This window comes from Filimonas effusa, assembly GCF_004118675.1.
GTDB lineage: Bacteria > Bacteroidota > Bacteroidia > Chitinophagales > Chitinophagaceae > Filimonas > Filimonas effusa.
This window is the reverse complement of record NZ_SDHZ01000001.1, coordinates 1,815,086-1,837,025: the sequence shown is the minus strand read 5'-3', so window position 1 is coordinate 1,837,025 and position 21,940 is coordinate 1,815,086. Positions and strand designations below refer to the sequence as shown.

The following is a 21,940-nucleotide window of genomic DNA, read 5'->3' as shown; positions in this document are numbered from 1 at the left end:
TCCAAACAGTAAATTATCTTAAATGAGAATCAGTCAACCTATACGATATTTTATGCTGGCCGCCATTTGTTGTGGTGTGGTGTCAGTGACCCAGGCGCAATATGTAGCCAACTATAAGAAGGCAGCAGATGATTATTATGCCAAAGGCGACTTTAATTCGGCTGCAACTTATTACGAAAAATATATAGGGCTTCATCCTTCTGTAAAGGGTGGTTATGAGCCTTATATCATACAAAAGCAGGCTGCTGCCGTTAAGAAAGGTGCGGGCAGTATGGAAATACGTTACCGTCTTGCAGAAAGCTACCGTAATCTTACCTATTATGCCAATGCAGAGAAAGCGTACCAGCAGATAGTGGAAGAAGCGCCGGCGCAATATCCGCTTGCACGTTACTGGTATGCGGTATGTTTGCGCGCCAATGGCAAATATGCAGAAGCAAAACAGCAGCAACAGCAGTTCCTTTCGTCTTATAACGGCGAGGAAGCTTATAAAAAGCTGGCGAAACAGGAAATAGAAAACTGTGGTTTCATAGAGCAGTCATTAGCAGCGGCGGATAAACATACTACTATTCAAAAGTATGATTCGGCGGTGAATAAGGAAGGCGCAAGTTATGCGGCAGCATGGGTAGATGGTAATACATTAGCCTATACCTCAACCAGGGGTACTTACACCAACCAGTTATATACTGCACCTGTTGCCAACAACGTGATTGGTGCTGCTGCGGTATTACAATTTCCCGGTACAAATTTCGATCAGCAGGGCGTAGCCACATTCAGTGCCGATGGTAAGCGTATTTATTTCACAGCCTGGGAAGTAGCGGCAGATGGTAAGAAAACATCTGTGTTGTATAGCAGCGAAAAACGCGGCAATACCTGGAGCAAACCTGCATTGCTGAATGTTACCATTAATGCAAAAGGATACAGCGCCAGGCAACCGCAGGTAACTGCCGACGGGGCTTACCTGTTATTTGCTTCAGACATGCCGGGAGGGAACGGGAAGTTTGATATCTGGTATGCGCCGCTCGATGCAAAAGGCGTTGCAGGTAAGGCCGTCAATGCCGGAAGCCAGGTCAACACTGCTGAAGACGAGCAGGCGCCATTTTATCACCAGGCATCAGAGACACTGGTGTTTGCAGCCAATGGCAGAACCGGTATGGGGGGCTTTGATCTTTTTGCCAGCAAGGGTAAGATAGGTGGAAGCTGGGAAGCCCCGGTAAACCTTGGTGCCCCGGTAAACTCCGTAAAGGACGATATCTATTTCACCAATCAGCAGGCACATGGGTTATTGGAGCACGCTATCATCAGCTCGGACCGTTCTTCGGCATGCTGCCTCGAGTTATTTGCTGTGAACAAGCTGCAACCGCCGCCACCGCCTGTAGTAAAAGAAACACCTGTGGCAGCAGCGCCGGTTACGCCAAAGGAAACGCCTAAAGAAGAAATAGTGGTAGAGCACAACAGGGCTTTGTTACAGCATGTGCTGTTTGCGTTTAACAGCGCCGCATTGGATGAAAGCAGCAATGGGCAGCTGAAAGCAGTGGCCGCTTACCTGCAGGCACATCCTGATATAAAAATAGAGATCGGTGCACACACCGATGGTACCGGTAAAGAGGCTTATAACCTTAAACTGTCGGAACAGCGTGCTAAGGCCTGTACCGACTACCTCGTAAAAGAAGGCATTGCAGCTGAAAGGCTGGTAGCAAAAGGATACGGAGCATGTTGCCCATTAGAGAAAGAGACAACAGCGGATGGGAAAGATATTCCTGAAGCAAGAGAGAAAAACAGAAGGGTAGCGCTTAAAGTATTGTAATTCTTAAAATAAACAAGTATTGGTGATAAAGGAGCAGAGGGATATCATATGAAGGAAATAAAAGCATTACCAGTTTTGATACTGCTGGTGTTCAGTTTCATGAGTTACCAGTCTATTGGCCAAAGTCTTTCCCAGCGCGGGAAAGACTTTTGGCTGGTAAAGCCCCGTAGTATTACCAATACTACCATCCTGCTCGATCTGAGTACCGCAAAAGAAGCGGCAACAGTTACAGTGCGTGCCGTGTCGGGAACCAGGGTATGGGAAAGAACTTACCAGGTACCAGCTAACGCATCATTTGTTACCGAAGCCATTCCTGACTTTGTAGAAGTTGGTGCGGCAGGTACTTCCGATGTATTATACGACAGGCATGTATACATTCACAGTACGGCGCCCATCGCCTGCTATGCCCATTTTTATGGCGCTGCCTATTCCGGCGGAACCATGTTGTTATCGCAGGAAACCTGGGGCTATTCTTATGCTGCAGTCAACAGTCCTTCAGACAATAACAGTTATGTATGCGTCATTGCGGCGCAGGATAAAACCAAGATAGAAGTAACACCCGTTGCCAATACCACTACAGGACATGTGGCTGCTGTTCCTTATACCATTACTTTAAACAAGGGCCAGGTATATGTTATAGAAAGCGCCACCTACCGTACCGAGTTAACAGGAACAGTGGTTAAATCTGTATCCAATGATAACGGGCAATGTCTGCCCTTTGCTGTTTTCAGCGGCAGCATAGGCACACCTATCTGCGGCATGACATCCGACTTTATCATTCAGCAGATCCCTCCTGAACAAACCTGGGGTAAAACCTATGTAACAGCTCCCTTTTCGAGCTCTGTTTCTCCGTTGCGTTACAACAATGCCATTTACCGCGTACTGGTGAAAGATCCTGCAACCGTTGTAAAACGTAATGGAACAACATTAACCGGCCTGGTGAACCAGCTCTACTACGAGTACACCAGTAATGAGGCCGATATGATAGAAGCGGATAAGCCCATAATGGTAGTTCAGTTCATGACCTCGCAAAGCTGTAATACTTACGGTACCGGTGATCCGGAGATGGTAGTGCTGAGCCCTGTAGAACAGGCTGTAAAGCGTGTTGATTTCCACAATAGCTATATGCTTGCTATCATGCAGAACTATCTGACGATAGCAGTGCCCACTGCAGGAGCCAATACATTATCGGTGAACGGCAGTAAGACTTTCGATCATTCGTATATACATCCCAATAATCCTGCTTATACGATATTGGTGAAACGGTGGATAGCTTCGGACCTGGCTGTTACGGTAGAAAGCGAAGTGCCTTTTACGGCCATAACCTATGGCCTGGGCGATTATGAGAGTTACGCTTTTAATCTTGTGCCGTTGCAAAGCCTTACCGGCATGATAAAGCTGCAGGAAAAAGACCAGGCGCCTTTGGTGGAAACGGTATGCCGGGGAAGCCTGTTTAAGCTGGCGCTGAAAACAGAATACAAGCCCACAAAAATACAATGGCATTTCAATGGCGCTGTGGGCATCTCGCATAACGACCAGGACCTGGTGATCAACAGTCCTGTAGCCGACAGCAGTATTACGGAAAATGGGCGTACCTACTATATTTATGGATTACCGCGTTACGACAGCTTTACAGTAGATGGCGTGCGCGGTATACAGGTTACGGTTACTACGCCTGTGATAGGGAATTGTTCCAACACACAAACCTTTACAGGGTACCTGGAAGCAAGGCATCGCCCGGTAGCAGATTTTACTTATGCCTTTGCAGGCTGTGCACCCTTTGACGTTGCTTTTCAAAAAGCGCCGACGACCGATACCAGCACTATCACAGGCTGGTTATGGAGGAGTGGCGGACGTGATGTTACCGTTGCTACTGCCAGTTATACCTATACTGCCGTTACAGGCAACAAAATGTATTTCAAAGTAAATTCTGCGAACGGCTGTTATGCCGATACTACACGTGAGCTAAAGCTTGCCGAAGCGGCTAAGCCTGCAGTTGCATTTACCTTGCCTGAGAATATCTGCCTGCCCAATAGTGAAGCCAGGTTCACCAATCAAAGCAGTTATACCGGTACGGCAAATGCGCCAACCTATCGCTGGAGTTTTGGAGATGGAACAACCGCCACGGAAAAAGATGCGGTACATACCTATGCCTCAGCAGGCGCTTACCAGGTAAAGCTGGTTGCAGCAGCGGGAGATGGTTGCAGCGACAGCGCCAGTAAAGTATTGTCTTCTTTTTTACAACGTCCTGGTGGCGGCTTCAGCCTTTCGGCAACAGAGATCTGCAGCGGACAGGAAATAAAACTCACCGACGAATCTACAGCCAATGGTGGCCGTATCACAGGCTGGCATTGGGTGCTGGGGAATGGCGATGAATCGGTACAAACAAACCCTGCAAAGAAATTTACCGTTGCAGGTAATTATGATCTTATACAGAAAGTTACGAGTGGTAACGGCTGTGAGTCGGAAGAAGTGATAAAACAACTGACAGTATATGCCCAGCCGCAGGTAGATGCCGGACCTGATAAAACGATCCTCGAAGGCGCATCGGTGCAGTTAACCAGTGTAGTACGTCCTGCAGCAGGCGTGGCTATTCGATGGTCGCCTGCCGATCAGCTGTCGAATCCCCTGGTAGCAATGCCTTATGCGATGCCCCCGGTAAGCCGGCGGTATTACTTAACAGTAGTATCAGGTATTTGTGAAGCCCATGACAGCGTATATGTTACTGTATTATCGGCGATAACAGTACCGAATGCATTTTCTCCCAATGACGATGGGCAGAATGATCTGTGGCTGATACCGGGGTTAAACAGTTACCCGGCATCGGTATTACAGGTCTTCAACCGTTTTGGGCAAAAGGTTTTTGAATCGAAAGGATATGCATTGCCGTGGAATGGCACTTACCAGGGAAAGCCAGTGGCGTCAGGAACTTATTACTATATAATCGTGCCTGGTGAAGGGAAGCCGCGGCAAACAGGTTCGGTTACCCTATTGCGATAGGGGGAGAATTGAGTGTTTTCCGTCATGAAAATTTAGTGGTTTCCCGGCATATTTGTAACAGAATGTCGAAATGTTTGCAGAAAAGGCACGAGATGGTGTATCTTCAAGGCAGGCCTTTACCCTGATCAATTGAACTGCTTTACAATGAATCAAGACTAACTACGAATTGATGTATGAATAAGAAAATTGCATTTGCTGCGTTTGGTGTGTTGCTGGGGTTAATGGGGCATGCACAGCAGAAGCCGCATTATTCACAGTACGTGATCAATCAATACATATTGAATCCTGCGCTTACAGGAATTGAAAACTATGTAGATGTAAAACTAAGTCATCGCCGTCAATGGGCAGGGTTGAAGGATGCCCCTGTTACTACCTATCTTACTGTTCATGGCGCCTTGAATAAAAAGGATTACCGCACTACAGCAACTTCTTTCCAGGTAGATGGAATGAACCCAAGAGGCAATGACTACTGGCAGGATTATAGTGCAGCAGAACCGCATCATGGCATCGGCATGCAGGTGATCAATGATCAAACGGGGCCGCTAAAGTATTTTTCAGCCTATGCAACCTATGCCTATCACCTGGGTATTGGTCCGCGTACCAGTTTATCGGCAGGCTTTGGTGCAGGTGTATTCAATGCAAGTCTTGATGCCAACAAACTCAACTTTGGGAATACACAGGTTGACCCTGCCGTTTACAGCAGTGGTGTGGTAAGCGCTATGAAGCCCGACCTGATGGCGGGATTATATTTATATGGTCCTGATTTCTTCCTGGGCGCTTCGGTGCAGCAACTGATGGGGCAAAGTGTTTACTTCTCGAATAACAAAGTAGGTGGCGGCAATAAAATGACACCACATATGTTCTTCACTGCGGGATACCGTTTTCTGCTCGATGAAGACTGGAATGTTATTCCTTCTGTGATGTTAAAAAGCGTGAGTCCTTTGCCGGTTCAATGGGATTTGAATGCTAAACTGCAATACCGCGATTTTGTGTGGGCGGGCGCAGGTTACCGTAAGGATGATGGATGGAATGTAATGGCCGGCATAAATGTGAGCCGTGCATTTAACCTGAGCTACTCTTACGATCGTACAACTTCATTGTTGAATACCGTTAGTAACGGATCGCACGAAATTGTACTGGGCTTTTTGCTGGGCAACCGTTATGGCGACTGGTGTCCGCGCAACGTTTGGTAATATACCCCCGATATACAAAATGAAAAAGCCGTGGAGAACCACGGCTTTTTTTAGCTCAAATCTTATATTACTAAATCATCAATTACAACCTGGTAACTACAACATCTTTTTGTACATCTGTAGCTGTGCTAACAGTAAAGCTGTTGGCGATATCCTGGTTAGCAGTACGGATTATGAAGGTAGGGTTCATTTCGTCTTCTTCTTTCAGCAGGTGAATGGTCTTGCTGAAATGCATGTCGCTATACTGACCACTGTAGATCACGTCGCCATCATGGTTTTTGATGATGAGGTTGAACTTCTGAGCAGTGGGGTTGTGGAACTGAACACGGAAAACAACGCTGTTTTCGTTCGTTCCTGCGTATTTTACAGATACCTGGCTTTTTGATACCAGTGCAACTTTTTCTTTCTCTTTTTTAGTGTCGTTGTTCGCTTTGCTGATGGCAGGTGTTGCTACAAGCATTGCAAAGGCTGCGAAACCTACTACTGATAACTTTGTCATTGCGGCTTTTACGGATTGTGTGTTCATAAAATTCATTTTTAAAGTTTATGCTTGGCAAAACAACGTTCCGGTATACCTTTTCTTTTTTCTAATACCTTAACTTATTTCTATAACACAAAGATATTCCGGCATATAAGGGTTTACAAACTAAGTTTCAATGACTTTTATCATGCTTATTGTGTTAATTATTTGTTCAACTAATTGAAATTCATTGTTTTGTGATTTTAATGTTTATGATCACCAAACCGTTTTTTCGGAGAAAAAAAAGTTGGAAATGTTACCATAATATGACCTTATTGCTAATTAACAAAATGACTGCGCTGCAGACATATTTAAATTAGTATCATGCACATAGTAAGGTTGCGCTGCATGAAAACCAATTGTTTACAATTACTTAACCCATTTAGAAACATGACAACGCTGCTTTTTATATATCATCATATTATTAAAAAAGCAGGAGGATTAAACAGTAGGTACCTATGACATCGATTAGCAAATCGGAGCATGAAAAGATGCAGGTAGCATTGGAGCAGATAAAGACCGAAGGCGCGTCACAAATGAGACAGGAGCTGGCAACATTACATAGCGAGTTTGTGAGGCAGTTAGAAGCTGCAAGGGAATCGGTAGTGCAATATGAGAAGCACTATAAAGCTGCCCGTTTGTTACTGGCTAAAGCAGTGAAAGAACATAAGAAGGAGATGGCGAAGAAAATGGCCGGGGGCGTCATTCATGTGCTCCTGATTGTAGCGGCCATAGGTATTTACTGGTAGACAGAAGGTAAAACGGATTTCTCTTAAATCTTAAATAGAAGAGGCCGCAACATTTGTTGCGGCCTCTTCAGGTTGAAATTATGTTTACTAACCGGATCAATTACAGTTTAGTAACAACCAATTGCTCTTCGATCTCTGTGCTTCTGTTTACAGAAAAGCTTTGAGAAATTTGCTGGCTGCCGATACGGATGATGAAGTTAGGAGTCATTTCGTCTTCGTCGTCGCTTACAAAGCTTACTACTTTGTTGAAATCGGCGTCAGTGAACTGGCCAGAGTATAAAACATCACCTAAGTGATTTTTAACGATCAGGCTGAATTTCTGAGCAGTTGGGTTATCGAATTTCACGCGGAACAGGATGTTTCCTTCCAGTGTACCAGTATATTGAACAGATACTTGTTTAGCGTTAAGCGCAGCAGCAGCTACTTTTTCTTTCTCTTTATTGTTATTCGCCTTGCTGGTGAAAGGAGCTGCGATAAATAAAAAAGCAGCAGTTAAACTTACCAGAGTCATTTTTGTCATTGCGGCACGTACTGATGTAGCGTTCATAAAATTTCGTTTTTGTTGTTTACTGCGGCAAAACAATGTGTTAGCTTATTCTTACAATACAAAAGTACATCGGTACATAGGGCAGCACAAACCATGTTTTGGTTCATTTCATTATCGTAAGAGACAGTAGGCTTTGTATGAATGTGCTGATAATTAGGTAGTTATAACCCGGTTTATTATGACGCCCAACCTCATTTTCAGGTATATAATTTTTTAAAAATTTGTATTTTTTCTGCTTTAAGCTGCCTTTTTTGTTCAAATTCTGTTAAAAGAAACTGTTTAACTACCAGTTGTTAATGCATAATTGAGAGAAAAATGCCGATTCTTCGATTTCCCTTACTGTTCCCGGTGGCTGATTCTGTAAATCGAGATCGATATCTTCGATAGCCACACGCACAAGGCGCAGGCAACGGTGATTTACCGATCGTACCATTTTCCTGACCTGGTGAAACTTGCCTTCGGTTAAAACAATACGAAGCCAGCTTGATTTGACATAGGGATTTAGATCGTGGGGCAGCTCCGGCAAACCCTGCGGCGCCTGGGCCAGTTGAACCTGGCAGGGGGCTGTTGTATAATCTACCCCTCCTTTTACGCGGATGGCGATGCCGGACTGCAATTGCAGCAGCGTTTCTTCGGTAACAATACCGCGTACCTGCACCAGGTAGCTTCGTTTATGCGGCACTTCGCCCTGGAATAACAAACGTGTAACCTTTTTATTGGTAGTAAGCAGTAGCAGACCTTCCGATTCATAGTCGAGCCGTCCTATCGCATGCGTTCCTTCCGGAAAGGGATAGTTGAGCTCGCCCAGCATCCGGCCTTTGTCGGTACCAATGAACTGGGATAACATACTATGCGGTTTATGCACAATAAAATAGCGGTGACGGATGGTATTCATGTGTAACAAAGGTAGGGGGATAGGCGCTGGATTCCGGGCAGCCGGTCGCTTATATATATAACAAGACAGGATACCCCCCCGGATATCCTGCTGTTTTTGTATATGCCTGTTGCTTTAAGCTTACAGGAACTATTTCACGACATCTTCCAATTCTACATCATCATCATCTGTGCTGCCTTCGAGTAGGGCATCCTGTACTTTTTCGGCATCGGCCTGGCGGCGATCTGCATTTTTATCTTTGGATTTGCTGAGTTGCATTTGCAGTACATCGATACATTCGCTTACTGAATTCTCGAAATACTGGCCGCTTTTTTTCACGAACGGATCGTAACCAGGAACCTCCAGGCGTATTTCGCAATAGTTATTTTCCGGTTCAGAAGCGGGACCCTTATAGAGTGTCACCTGCGCCCTGATGATACGATCACTTTTCAGGCCATTCACTTTCTCTCTGATAAAGCTTTCCAAAGATTCGCCTGCGTTAAATCCTAATGATTGAATAATGATATCCATAGCGTTGTGTTTATGTAATAAAGCTAATCAGTAATTATGCCAAAGGGCATGATCGCAGTCATTGCCATAGGGTGATTGTTATCGCCGAAAAGGGTGGTACCGTTTTTTAACTTGCGTTGCAGATTTGATGGCAAGTGTTGCCAGTGCGGGACTAAAGCGGCTTTAAGACGGGTATATAAAGCGTAGTTTTTACAGGAGAAGTAAGGAACTCCGCAACTTTTGGCATTGATCCCGAGGTTGTGCAGGATGAGGATAGCAGCGTTAAGCATTGCGCATTTTTTATAAAAAGCGAAACCCGCGACAATGCGCGGGTTTCGTTGTGCGGAGAAGCAGATTCGAACTGCCACGCCCGGTAAAAGGCGCTACCACCTCAAAGTAGTGCGTCTACCAATTTCGCCATCTCCGCAACGGGCGGCAAATATAGGAGGAATCATTTGATTCCAAATGCATAAGGAGAATTTTTTTTCAGATTTTTTGTTGTGGCTTAATGTAGCGGAGGAGATTCGAACTGCCCCGCCGTTGAGTGCTCATGATAACTCAGGCAGCCCAGCTGGCCCCGCCTGCAATACAAAGCGGAATCCTGTTCCTTTTCCGGGTTCGCTGAATCGGATGCTCAGATCGCCCTTGTGATATTTTGTTGCAATACGACGTGAAAGGGGGAGCCCTAAACCCCAGCCTCTTTTTTTGGTAGTGAAACCGGGCAGGAACACCTTACGAAGGTTTTTCCGCGCAATGCCTTTGCCGCTGTCGGAGATGTCGATCCATACCTGCTGGTGATGTTGTTGAATGTGCACTGTGATCGTTCCTTTTCCATCCATGGCATCCAGAGCATTCTTCAACAGGTTTTCAATTACCCAGTCGAATAACGGAGGCGATATCAGTGCAAAGATGGCTATGGGCGGCAGCGGCGTCATTTCAAAAACCACCCTGTTGCCTGCACGCCGGCGGATATAATCCACCATAGCAGCCACCTGCACCACTATATCATGCGATTCCAGGTGGGGCGTACTTCCTATCTTGCCAAAACGGTCGCTCACCAGCTGAAGCCGTATCACGTCTTTTTCAATTTCATTTGCGATAGGGGCGAGGTCATCCTTTTCTTTCAGCATTTCTACCCATCCCTGCAGGCTGCTTACAGGTGTGCCCAGCTGATGAGCCGTTTCTTTAGCCATTCCTACCCATAGCTGGTTCTGAGTGCTTTTATGACTGGTACGTACCATTAAGAGCGTCAGCGTGAGAAAAACAGAAAGAATAAGCAACAGTACAAACGGGTAATACTTCACCTGCTGCTGCAACAGGCTGGGACCATAGTAATAATAGTTGGCCTGGTAAGGCTTTTCTTTTATGACGAAGACAATAGGAGGGTTAAGCCGCTTAAAGCTCCGGAGCTGCCGTTGCAGGTAGTTGGGATCTGCTGCTATCTTATCTTCGTCCAGATTCAGGTGATTGCCTGTAATGCTGTCGTTCTCATTGGTTTCGATGATTGGTATATCGGTGTTTTCCGTAATTATCTTGGTGGCAAGAGAAAGCCCGTTGGCCTTGCCGGTATCGATAATGGTTTGCTGTGCTTCCACCCATGCATCCACCTTTTTTCGCTCATCACCGGCTATTTTATCGGACAAGGTGCGGGAATACAGGATCACTGCAGTAACAATGACGATTGCAAGCAGACTAAGTACCGATTTCCAGTTAAGCCAGGGATTCATGGTGTGCCTTGTGTATTTGCGGTTAAAGTACCGGAATATCCGTGAATACTGCAAGATTTCAGTGTTGGAAAAAAACAAGGGTGTATCAATGCCGATACACCCTCTTGATGGTTATATATAAGAAGGGGAACACTAGCTGAATAAGCCGCCTTTTTTAAGGGTAGTGGTTCCGCCGCCGATCTTGTAACCGTTCTGGTAGATCTCGATTTTGTAATCACCGGTCTGGTATTTACCGTCCTGTTTCCAGTCGAAGCTTACAGGAGTGCGCCTGCCTTGCTCATACTGAACATTTACCTTATTGGTGAATACTTTCTCGCCGTCTTCACGTGTAACGAAAGTACCGCTGCCGTATGCAGGAATGGAGATAGGCTTGCCGTCGGGCGCTGTGATGCAAACATACAGTTCTTTGTTACCGCTGGGAGCAATCCTGTTTTCATCGAGGTTAAAAGAAATGCGGAGCAGGTCGGCGCGTTTTGCAGTGGTGGTAGATTTCTCTTTACCGCTGTTTTTCACGTCTATAGCCGCGATAGCGATGTTGGAAGCGTGAAGCGTAGAACCTACGTCGGCCAGGTGTTCTTTTTCACTCTGGGTAGTGGTAAGATTTTGCTGCAGCGTTTGTTTTTGTGAATTCAGCGTATCCCTTTCTACTGTCAGTTGCTGGTTGTTGGCAGTAAGCGTTTCGTTTTCACCTCTGAGGCGTTCTACTTCGGCCAGCAGATCGTTGATCTTGCCGTTAAGCTCGGCAATTTTGCTTTTGGCGCGTGACAAATCGCCGTTCTTTTGAGACAGGATGCCTTTGATCTCGGTTTTCAGCTTGTCGATTTCAGTCTTACGTTCTGCCAGGGAACCCTGAAGTTGGGTGTTGGAAACTGACAGGGAGTCCATACGCGAAAGAGCGTCGTTATATTCGGCCTGGATAGAGCTTCTGGCAGAATCAACGTTGGTGAATTGCGTTTGCAGCTGGTCTAGTTCAGCTTTTGATTTGCTCTTGTCGAAAATAATATACCCCCAGGTGCCCAACAGTAAAACGATCAATGCACCATAGATCAGTTTACGGTTGTCCTTCCCAGAATTGGCAGCAGGTGTCCTGGGGTTTACAGAAGGATCATTAACAGTACTCATATTGAGGAATTTTTAGTTCAATAATAAATTAAAATAAACACATCTGGAACCCGAAAATTCCAAAACCATGCCAAAAAGGTAGGGCGTTACACCAGCCGTTAACCCCTGGTCCCTATCTTTGCCCCATGTCTGCAGAAAAGATCATCAACGAATGGAAAAAAGGGCAGTTTAAACCCGTTTACTGGCTCGAAGGCGACGAATCATATTATATTGACCAGGTTATTAACTATGCAGAACATAACATATTGAATGAGAGCGAGGCAGGTTTCAACCTCACTGTTTTTTACGGACGTGACGCCGACTGGACAGCCATCGTAAACGCCTGCCGCCGTTATCCCATGTTTGCCGAGCGGCAGGTAGTGGTGCTGAAAGAAGCGCAGCAAATGCGCGATGTGGAAAAGCTGGAAGCCTATATCGACAATCCCTTGTCGTCCACCGTTTTTGTGGTGAGTTACAAAGAAAAGAAAGTAGATGCGCGAACCAAATTCGCAAAAATGCTGAAGCAAAAAGGGGAGATGCTTACCACCAAAAAAATGTATGATAACCAGCTGCCGGAATGGGTGAACCAGATGGTGCAGCAAAAAGGCCTTACCATAAGCCAGAAAGCACTTCTGTTGCTGGTAGATCATATCGGGAATGATCTGAGCCGCTTGCATAATGAAGTAGATAAAATAGCCGTGAACCTCAACGGCCGCAAGAACATTACGGAAGAAGATATCGAAACCTTTGTAGGAATAAGTAAAGAATTCAATGTCTTTGAATTCCAGGATGCGGTTGTAAAAAAAGACCTGCCAAAGGCCATCCGCATCATCAAATATTTTGAAGCCAATCCCAAGGCGGCGCCCATACAAATGCTGCTGCCTGCATTATATAATTTTTTCAGTAAAGTATTTATTGTATTCGGGCTCGAGAGCAAAGACGAAAAGTCTGTTGCCGCTGCGCTGGGTGTGCATCCTTTCTTCGCAAAAGATTACCTGGCGGCAACACGCAACTATAACTTCCGATCTACGGAAAAGATACTGCTGTTGCTGCACCATTACAACCTCCGCAGCATAGGCATCGGCGACGGCGGTACGGAAGATGCGGGTTTGATGAAGGAGCTTGTGGTGAAGCTGATGTTGTAAAAGGGCGGCATTACATCTCCGGCTGACAGGCTGAAATGGCGAACGCCTTCATATGTCTTTTACGGTTACGGTTGTCCGTTTATTATTGTGGATGGAAGTAGGCTTGTACTCGTGCAAAGCCGGCTTTATAATATTTTGAAAAAAAATATATTTTGGCGTTTTTTTCTTAAATTGCCTGGTATCGTTCAACCTGTAAAACTCTTTTCCTATGCACCCTACCTATCTGAACGCGGCAGTATCGGAATCTGTATTGATTGAATTATTGTTCCCGTCTACGGCCTAGCCATTTGTTCGCTATCATGTTTTCTTTCTTCCTTTCATTTTGAGAGGAGCCTTCGCCCTTTGATAGATCTCTCTTTTGTGTTATTACTGCTGCTTAAGAAAATCCTTTGAAACGATAATATTCCTGTATGTTCCCTGTTAAAAGATTCATCATCATGGCAGTGCTTTGCTCTGCCTGGTTTGCCGCTTTCAGTCAGTATAGTATTGCCTTTGCACCCCCATCCAACGGGCAAAGCAAGGACTTTGTTCCTGCGTCGCCTACTGCCAGTTCGCTGGGTGTTTTTGGGCAGGTGCCGATAGGTAACTATACCGGTATCCCCCAGGTGTCGGTACCCCTGTACAACCTGGTTTACAAAGATTTGCAAGTTCCTATTAGTTTGAGTTATCATTCGGCATCGGGAATCAGGCCGGATAATTATCCCGGCCTGGTGGGGCTAGGTTGGGGCATCAGCAGCGGCGGATCAATTACAAGGGTAGTAAGATCCATTCCGGATAATGAGCCGGTTACATCGCCGGATCCGACCGTTCCGTTCCTGAACAGTCCAACTTCAGAGGACATATGGAGTTCGGATAGTATGCTGACCCGCCACCAGCGCTGGGGCTTTTTTGTCCAGGGCGATTTCCCCGCCCCGGATGAGTATTACTTTAACTTTAACGGCTATTCCGGTAAATTCTTTATTAATTATGATAGTGTATTCAAAATACAAAGCAGCCAGGGTGGTTATCTTTCGGTGAAAGCCGAATTCGCGGAATACAAGCGTTTCGTGATGCCTCATTTGCCACAGATTCCCGATCTGAAAATCACTGTACCTCCAAACGACACCATATTGAAGCAGCGGATTCTCTATGCTTTTACGATTACAGATGAAAAAGGGATCAAATATAGATTTGGTGGCACAGACAGTTCGATAGAGCTAAGCAGGCCGGGTCATAATTTCGGCACATTCGATATGCTGATGATGCAGAACCTGATCATTCCCACGACCTGGAATCTAAGCTCTATAGAATCCCCTAATAATTATAAGATCACTTTTAATTATAAAAGGGGGATTGTGGTTACAAAAGTCGGATTTAGCAATCTACAGCGATGGATATGGTCTGGTAATGCTTCTGCCTTGGAGCCTGACCTGGGAACAACTCATCAGCAGATAGGAATCGAAAAAAGTACGCTGGTGAATGTAAACGTGCTCACCAGTATTGTGACGCCGCGGGACTCAGTTGTTTTTACAACTTCTCCCGCCAGCGCACAACTGCAATATCCGCGCGATCTCTATCTTGACAGCATGGCTTATTATTTTCATAAAGATTTCAATGACCATAGCGGGCTTGATCCTTATGTGCCTGTAAATGAAAACATGTTCATCTGGTACCCGGATATCAACTATGCTTATACGCAGGATATGATCCCGGATAAGCTGGACCGCATACGGGTTCTGGATAAGAACAACAAGATGACCAAAGACATCCGGTTCAATTATACGAACAATACTTTCGAGAGGTTAAAGCTGCTGTCTGTCAGTATTGGTCCGCAGGTTTACCAGTTCGAATATAACCCTTTAAAACTGCCGCCTTATCTTTCCGGCAAGACAGATCATTATGGTTACTACAACGGCAGAGAGCCTTATAAAGCTCCTCTTTACAATGCCGACGCAAATTTATTATATCAGTCCAAAGAACCTGATACCGCTTTTGTACGAGCAGAAATATTGGAAAAACTGATCTACCCTACAGGCGGCTATACTGTTTTTGAATACGAGCCTAACTATTACAGCGTAAAGGTGAATACCTGGCCTTTTACAACAACTGCATTGACCCAGAACCTGTTGACTTCGGGTGTGCGTATAAAAAGGATCAGTAGTTATGATGCTCCCGGAAAGGTGGCTTCTGAAAAGAGATATTCCTATGTGAAGGATTATGCTGCGGGCGGAACTTTGTCAAGTGGCGTACTGGCCTACTCTCCGGTTTATTCCGAGACCTTCAGCAACATACCGGTCTCCGCTCCGCTGCGCTATAGTGGTGACCCGCGTTTTAACGGCTTACTTTCTTTAGAGCACTGGAGCGTGAATCCCATTTTCCCCATGAGCGCTACAAGAGGCAATCCCATCACTTATTCCGAGGTGGCGGAGATTAACGCCGATAATAGTTTTATTGTTTATAAATATAAGAATTATGATAATGGCTATCATGATATAGTCCCTGTCAACCAGAAATCGGATAACACCTCTATAAAGGAATTTTGGAAAGAAGACGAAGGCAGCAGCCTTAGCCTGGAGCGCGGACAGCCTTTGTCTGAAGACTATTATAATGCTTCAAATAGCAGGGTGAAGCGGGTGGAATACCAGTATAACGATGACCCCGCCCGTTTTGATAATCATATCAGGACTTTGATGCTGACTTTGAATAACATGCCCTTCAAATCCAGGCGTGTAACGGCGAGTTACCTATACACTTATTTTCCTTTCCTTAAGAAGACCATCAGCACCGAATACTACGGCATAGATTCATCAGTTATTACTACGACAAGCCTTTATGATAACCTTTTCCGGACTATGAAAGAAACAGTTCATACAACCAGTACAGGGGAAGAGAAAAAAACAACTGTATCATATGCACATGATAAAACCATATTTCCCTACGACACGATGGTAAGAAGAGGAATGGTAGGCATACCGGTAGAGGTTACGCAATATACGGGAGGTGTTCAGCTAAGCAGGCAAATCACTAACTATGTGCAGGGGTTGGCGCAAGACCCGGCCCTCATCCTTCCCGGCACCGTAGAGTTACAATACAGAAATCGTGCTGCAGAAACCCGTGCAAGAAACTACCTATATAACAAAAAAGGAAACCTGTTGTGTGAATCGGCAGAAAAAGGAATCAAGACCTGCTACGTGTGGAGCTATGGGAATAGCAGGGTAATAGCGAAAATAGCAGGGGCCGATTATGCTACAGTAGAAGCTGCATTGGGTGGTAGTCAGGCGGTGGAGGACTTTGCAGCATACGTACCTGTTAACGATAATGAGGTTCGTTTCTTTACTGATCTTTTACGGCAGGAGGCAGCTTTGGAAGCAGCATTTATAACAACCTATACTTATTCTCCATACGGTGGTGTATCTTCAGAATCTGACGCAAGTGGCAAAACAACCTACTACGACTATGATCAGGCCGGACGTCTGTCACTGATCAGGGATCACAATAAATATGTACTCAAAAAGATCTGCTACGATTATTCGGGAAGGCCTGTAGACTGCGATTCAGGAAGATTATATAGCCAGCAGGTTACTTTGGGCAGAGCATTAACCAAATCCGCCATTTGCAGTGGTGATCCTTTCCAGATTGCCAATATTCCTGCTTATAAGTCTTCGCTATGGGCAAGCCTGGGACTGCCGGTACCCATAGATCAGGCAGGAAGTGCTGCCGGGGTGGAGGCAGATACTTTGCTCCCCTCGGGTTTCTATGCAGACGCTGACCTTACTACTCCTTTGCCTGACGGTTATTATAAGGACAGTGGCCCTTTTTCAGCTGGCAGTTATATCTATATCGTAAATGGCAAAACCTTGTATGAGAACGGATGTGGTATGCCAGACCCCCTGGCACTGAAATATGCCGGTGTTACAACGCCTTCGGGAACCGTTTGTAGCAACAGCCTGCTTCCAACTGTATATACTTTCCCGGCCTCTTCAATCGCTTCCGGAGCTGGTTTATATGCCAATTATTCCCAAACAATGCCTGTAAGGGACGGGTGGTATGCAATGGACAATGAATACTTTAAAGTAGAGAACGGAATTATTCAGGCAATCAATACCTGCGCTGCTGCCCAGCCGGTTAACAGCGTAACGCTAGAGCGTGGATTCAATTCAGCAGGTGTCTGCAGTTTCGCTACGTTAAGTCTTGCTGCTTATTACCAGGGTAGCCTTGGGATCGGAACGGTATTGTATGGCGATCCCGGCCTTGCAACGATCACCCCGGCAAGATATTACAGGATCAGCAGCCTGGGCATATACGTAGAGGTGAATGCTTCAGGAATGATCGTGCAGATGGGTATCTGTCAATAACCTATTAATACTTTATCATGAAACTTATCATAAAAATAGTTGCACAGGGATTTGCAGGCATATTGCTGCTGCAGGCTGCCTCTGCTCAGATCATACCCAGCGGGCAAACCAGTGTAGATGCAGCTACGCAAACAAGATATAACCCTGCTAATCCTCCGGCTGGTCAATACCTGAACAGGGTCAGGACCTGGACACCTTCCAAGCCCTTACTGGATCCCTATGATATGGTATCGGATAATCGGTTATTGAAAGAGGTTAGCCTGGTGACGGAATTTAAGGATGGGCTTGGGCGTGACTTGCAACTCGTCCGTAAGCGTGCCGGATCAGGAGGAAAAGATATCGTGACGCCTTATGTTTATGATAATATGGGACGGAGTGCCTATTCGTTTCTTCCTTACCAGAGCTCTCTTACTATCCTGGGTGACAATAAATACAGTGATGGAAATTTCCAGGAGGAGCCTATCTCTTTTCAGTATAATTTCTATACAAGGGTATTTGGCGCGTTGTCAACGGGAGAGGGCGATAATTTTTATTACAGCAAGACCGAATATGAAGCTTCACCGCTTAGTCGTGTCACCAAAAGTATGGCTCCGGGTAATAGTTGGGTGGGTAGTAACCGGGGCATAAGTACTAGTTATGGTGTGAATAGCGCGAATGAAGTCAGAGTCTGGACTATCGACACGCTGTATTCTTCCTTACCACTGAGTAACAGCACCTATGGCACAGGACAATTGGCCAGGTTGGTAACTACCGATGAACATGGAAAGCGAATGGTGGAATACCGGAATAAAGAAGGGCTGGTAGTATTGAAGAAGGTAGAAGTTGCGGAAGCAGGCGCTGCACTTGAAAGCCACGCAGGCTGGCTGTCTACCTACTACGTTTATGATGAATTTAATTCACTCCGCTTCGTTATTCCGCCAAAAGCAGTAGAATTGATCAGTGATAGCTGGCAGCTTACAGAAGGTATTTCAAATGAATTGTGTTATGTCTATCTGTATGATGCACGTTTACGCAATATTATCAAGAAAGTCCCCGGAGCAGGCAAAACTTATATGGTCTATGATGTGCTCGACAGGGCTGTCATGACCCAGGATTCGGCACTCCGGGCTGCAGGCAAATGGCATATCACTGCATATGACAACTTTAGCAGGCCTGTCCGTACCTATTTATGGACCAATACTGCGGACCGCTCTTATCATGAAGGGCAGGCATGGAACAATAACGCATATCCGCAGATAGGTTCCGGCTTTGAGCTGCTTACTGAAACCTATTATGATAATTATAATTGGACGAGTGGAACCGGTCTTTCGGCATCTATAGATACGGCCCAGAGGGGAACCAGCTTCCTGGCTCCGTCAGATCTTACATTTCCTTATGCAAGACCCGTTATTCAGGCTGTAAAAGCAAAAGGACTGGTAACGGGAAGTAAGGTAAAACAGTTGGGAACGGCTGACAGCTGGATCTATACGGCTAGTTTTTATGATGGTGAAGGGCGGGTGGTGCAAACACAGCGGATCAATATGCTGGGCGGCAAAGAAACAATAACAAACCAATATAGCTTTGACGGCAAACTGCTGGTGTCCAAGGAAGACCATCATGCGCCCGGTATGCTTCCGGCACAGGAGGTCATTGTAACGCGCAATACCTACGACACGATAGGAAGGCTTATCCAGGTAAGCAAGCAAATTAATAATGGCGTAGAGAAGGTGCTGGAAAAACTTGCTTACGATCAATTAGGGCAACTTAAAACGAAAGAGCTTGGTACAAAACCTGGGTCATCCGGGCAGGCATTGGAAAAGCTGGACTATACATACAACATCCGCGGCTGGCTTACAGGTATCAACAAGGATTACGCAGCAGGCAGCAATAACAGCAATTACTTTGGCCTGCAACTAAGCTATAATTTCGGTTTTACGGATAAGCAATACAACGGCAATATCGCCGGTATGACCTGGCGCGGAAAAAGCGATGGCGAAAAAAGAGCTTACGGGTTTGCCTATGATCCTGTTAACAGACTGTTGAAAGGCGATTTTACCCAGTTTTCTTCCGGCGGCTGGAATCAAAGTGCAGGGCTTGATTTTAATGTGAAAATGGGTGGCTCCGGCACCAATGACGGAACTGCTTATGATGCAAATGGCAACATCAAACAAATGCAGCAGTATGGATGGAAAGGTACTTCTTCTGTACGAATTGATAATCTTACCTATCAATACGCTTCTTCCGGCAACCGCCTGGCAGCTGTTCACGATGATGGCGTAGCTACCGCCGGTTTCGGCCTGGGCGATTTTCAGAATGGCGGTAACGCCGGGGATGATTATGCTTATGACGGAAATGGAAATATGGTGCAGGATCTCAATAAGAATATCAGCAGCATCGTTTACAATCATTTAAACCTGCCATCTACTGTTACAGTAACCGGGAAGGGAACTATAAGTTATTTATATGATGCTGCCGGAACGAAGCTTCAGAAATCAGTGGTCGACAACAGTTCCGGAGTTACGACGACCACGACTTATCTGGGTGGTTTTGTTTATGAGAAGAAAAGCATAGAAGCAAACGGCAGGCTGCTTTTCTTCGGCCACGAGGAAGGCCGGGTAAGGCCGGTAGATAACAGCTATGTTTTTGATTATTTTATAAAGGATCACCTGGGCAGTATTCGCTCTGTTCTTACGGAGGAATCAAAAAGAGATATCTATCCTGCTGCCACCCTGGAAGGCAGTATGACAAACAGCGGAAGCCTGGTTTACCATGAAAAGGGTATCTACAGCATTAATGAAAGCAATATCGTTGATGCTCCTTCCGGGGCGGGATATTATGAAAACAGCAATGGCATCCCGAATCCCAACCCCAACTATGCCGCTGGTGTGATCAGCGCCAAAATGTATAAGCTGACAGGCATAGGCGGTGGAAAAACAGGCCTGGGCATTACCCTGAAAGTGATGGCCGGTGATACCCTTAATATCTTCGGCAGGTCTTATTGGGAAACAGGCAGCAGCACCTATGAACCTGCCGGGGTGGAAGCCATTCTTGCGGGCTTATTGGGCAGTCGGGGAATGGCGGGTGGAGCGCATGGCGTAACGGCATCAGAGTTGTCTTCAGTAGTTGCCAATAGTTCAGGAATACAAGGTCTGTTGCAGTCGCAACCCACGACCAATGGTGTGCCGCGGGCCGCCATTAACTATATATTTTTTGATGAGCAGCTAAGGTATGTGACCGGTGGCTTTAGCATGGTGGCCTCTTCGGCCGGAAGTAAAGAGCATTATAATGATGCAGCATTGCAAAATATCATAGCCGGGAAAAGCGGCTATATTTTCGTATATTGTAGTAACGACAGTCCCGTTGAGGTGTTCTTTGATAATTTACAGGTTACCCATGGCCGTGCTGCTTTACTAGAGGAAACGCATTATTATCCGTTTGGTCTGGCGATGGAGGGAATAAACAGTAAGACCACTGGAGTTATAAACAACAACTATACTTACAATGGCAAAGAACTTCAGAAAAGTGAATTTTCTGATGGAAGTGGCTTACAGATGTACGATTATGGTGTGCGCATGTATGATGCTCAAATTGGCAGATGGCATGCAACGGATCCGTTGAATGAACAAATGCGTAGATTCTCTCCATACAGTTATTGCTTTAATAATCCAGTGAATTTTGTCGATTATGAGGGTATGTTTCCTTATACGTACAATATGGGGTCTTATTATAATGAAGACGGTTCAGAAGTTTCCTGGCAGGAAGTCTATGAGTACTTAAAATATGATGACATGTTTTCCATGAGCATGTATCCGGGGAACAGTTCTGCTGATAACTCCTACTGGATCAATTATGATGGGAAGAAGGTCAACGTATATTCTGGCAGCTATGGCAATACGGATAATTTGTATTTTTCGCTGCTGGGAACTTCCGGCGTGGTCGGTAAGCAGATAGCCAGTCAGCAGGAAACATCTGATGGAGGGCCTGTGCCGGTTGGGAAATATTCAATTGATTTATCCATCGATCCAAGAGGATATGCCTCCTACACAAAAGATGGGAAAATGATAGCGGGTAATGGAGTACAGTTGTTAGTAAATTATGAACTTAGTGGCTGGCATGAAAACTGGGGCCGATGGCGGGCCAGGTTAGAAAAGGTGGATGTTAAGTCAAAAAGAGATAATTTATATTTTCACGATTCCTACAAAGGTTACAGTCACGGTTGTATCGAAACAGAAACAATGCTTTATTATTTTTTTCTGGCTCAGCACGATGCTGGTCAAAAGAGCCTTCTTGTTCGGGTGAATTATCCTTCAGCCAATACTCTGACCAATGGAGGGACTGTTAATGCAAAGTTCAAGCTTCCGGAAAACGTCAAGGGGTTGGCTGACAAACAGACTCCTGCACCAGGCAAAAACTACCCGGTAATACCAGTACCACCAGCTCCCTATAAATTCAAGTAA

14 protein-coding genes and 1 tRNA gene are annotated in these 21,940 nt (G+C 45.6%); 7 read left to right on the top strand and 8 right to left on the bottom strand.

The window, feature by feature from the left end; all coding sequences use genetic code 11:
- Positions 1 to 22 precede the first annotated feature (22 nt).
- The 3 genes from ESB13_RS06935 (at position 23) to ESB13_RS06925 (ending at position 5,997) form a co-directional block, all read left to right on the top strand.
- Positions 23 to 1,804 carry an OmpA family protein gene (locus ESB13_RS06935; protein WP_129002283.1) on the top strand — a complete coding sequence of 594 codons (1,782 nt, stop codon included), beginning with the start codon at positions 23 to 25 and terminating at the stop codon, positions 1,802 to 1,804.
- 48 nt (positions 1,805 to 1,852) lie between these two features.
- Complete coding sequence (locus tag ESB13_RS06930; protein WP_129002282.1) at positions 1,853 to 4,804, top strand: PKD domain-containing protein; 2,952 nt, start codon at positions 1,853 to 1,855, stop codon at positions 4,802 to 4,804.
- 173 nt (positions 4,805 to 4,977) lie between these two features.
- The gene (locus tag ESB13_RS06925; RefSeq protein ID WP_129002281.1) at positions 4,978 to 5,997 is read left to right on the top strand and encodes a PorP/SprF family type IX secretion system membrane protein; all 1,020 of its coding nucleotides are present in this window, start codon (positions 4,978 to 4,980) and stop codon (positions 5,995 to 5,997) included.
- An 82-nt stretch (positions 5,998 to 6,079) separates the two neighbouring features.
- Here ESB13_RS06925 and ESB13_RS06920 read toward each other — a convergent pair whose 3' ends face one another.
- A complete protein-coding gene (locus tag ESB13_RS06920; RefSeq protein WP_129002280.1) occupies positions 6,080 to 6,523 on the bottom strand; it encodes a hypothetical protein in 444 nt (147 codons plus the stop codon).
- A gap of 452 nt (positions 6,524 to 6,975) precedes the next feature.
- Here ESB13_RS06920 and ESB13_RS06915 point away from each other — a divergent pair, with 452 nt between their 5' ends.
- Entirely contained in the window at positions 6,976 to 7,266 is a 291-nt protein-coding gene (locus tag ESB13_RS06915; protein ID WP_129002279.1) for a hypothetical protein, read from the top strand.
- 100 nt (positions 7,267 to 7,366) lie between these two features.
- Here ESB13_RS06915 and ESB13_RS06910 read toward each other — a convergent pair whose 3' ends face one another.
- From ESB13_RS06910 to ESB13_RS06880, 7 genes are all read right to left on the bottom strand, one after another.
- Entirely contained in the window at positions 7,367 to 7,813 is a 447-nt protein-coding gene (locus tag ESB13_RS06910; protein WP_129002278.1) for a hypothetical protein, read from the bottom strand.
- 283 nt (positions 7,814 to 8,096) lie between these two features.
- Positions 8,097 to 8,660, bottom strand: coding sequence for a pseudouridine synthase (locus tag ESB13_RS06905; RefSeq protein ID WP_246022460.1), 564 nt, complete (start codon positions 8,658 to 8,660; stop codon positions 8,097 to 8,099).
- Positions 8,661 to 8,837: 177 nt separating this feature from the next.
- Positions 8,838 to 9,218, bottom strand: a complete 381-nt coding sequence (locus ESB13_RS06900; protein ID WP_129002276.1) for an HPF/RaiA family ribosome-associated protein — start codon at positions 9,216 to 9,218, stop codon at positions 8,838 to 8,840.
- A gap of 23 nt (positions 9,219 to 9,241) precedes the next feature.
- Positions 9,242 to 9,487: a hypothetical protein gene (locus tag ESB13_RS06895; RefSeq protein WP_129002275.1), complete on the bottom strand. Its 246-nt coding sequence runs from the start codon at positions 9,485 to 9,487 to the stop codon at positions 9,242 to 9,244.
- A gap of 51 nt (positions 9,488 to 9,538) precedes the next feature.
- Positions 9,539 to 9,624, bottom strand: a tRNA-Leu gene (locus ESB13_RS06890).
- 121 nt (positions 9,625 to 9,745) lie between these two features.
- Complete coding sequence (locus ESB13_RS06885) at positions 9,746 to 10,924, bottom strand: sensor histidine kinase (protein WP_129002274.1); 1,179 nt, start codon at positions 10,922 to 10,924, stop codon at positions 9,746 to 9,748.
- A gap of 132 nt (positions 10,925 to 11,056) precedes the next feature.
- Entirely contained in the window at positions 11,057 to 12,046 is a 990-nt protein-coding gene (locus ESB13_RS06880; RefSeq protein ID WP_129002273.1) for a hypothetical protein, read from the bottom strand.
- A gap of 125 nt (positions 12,047 to 12,171) precedes the next feature.
- Here ESB13_RS06880 and holA point away from each other — a divergent pair, with 125 nt between their 5' ends.
- The 3 genes from holA to ESB13_RS06865 all read left to right on the top strand — a co-directional run bounded on the left by holA (position 12,172) and on the right by ESB13_RS06865 (position 21,940).
- Positions 12,172 to 13,170: a DNA polymerase III subunit delta gene (gene holA, locus ESB13_RS06875; RefSeq protein ID WP_129002272.1), complete on the top strand. Its 999-nt coding sequence runs from the start codon at positions 12,172 to 12,174 to the stop codon at positions 13,168 to 13,170.
- Between the two features lie 410 nt (positions 13,171 to 13,580).
- Entirely contained in the window at positions 13,581 to 17,504 is a 3,924-nt protein-coding gene (locus ESB13_RS06870; RefSeq protein WP_129002271.1) for an RHS repeat domain-containing protein, read from the top strand.
- Positions 17,505 to 17,521: 17 nt separating this feature from the next.
- A complete protein-coding gene (locus ESB13_RS06865; protein WP_220399558.1) occupies positions 17,522 to 21,940 on the top strand; it encodes a DUF6443 domain-containing protein in 4,419 nt (1,472 codons plus the stop codon).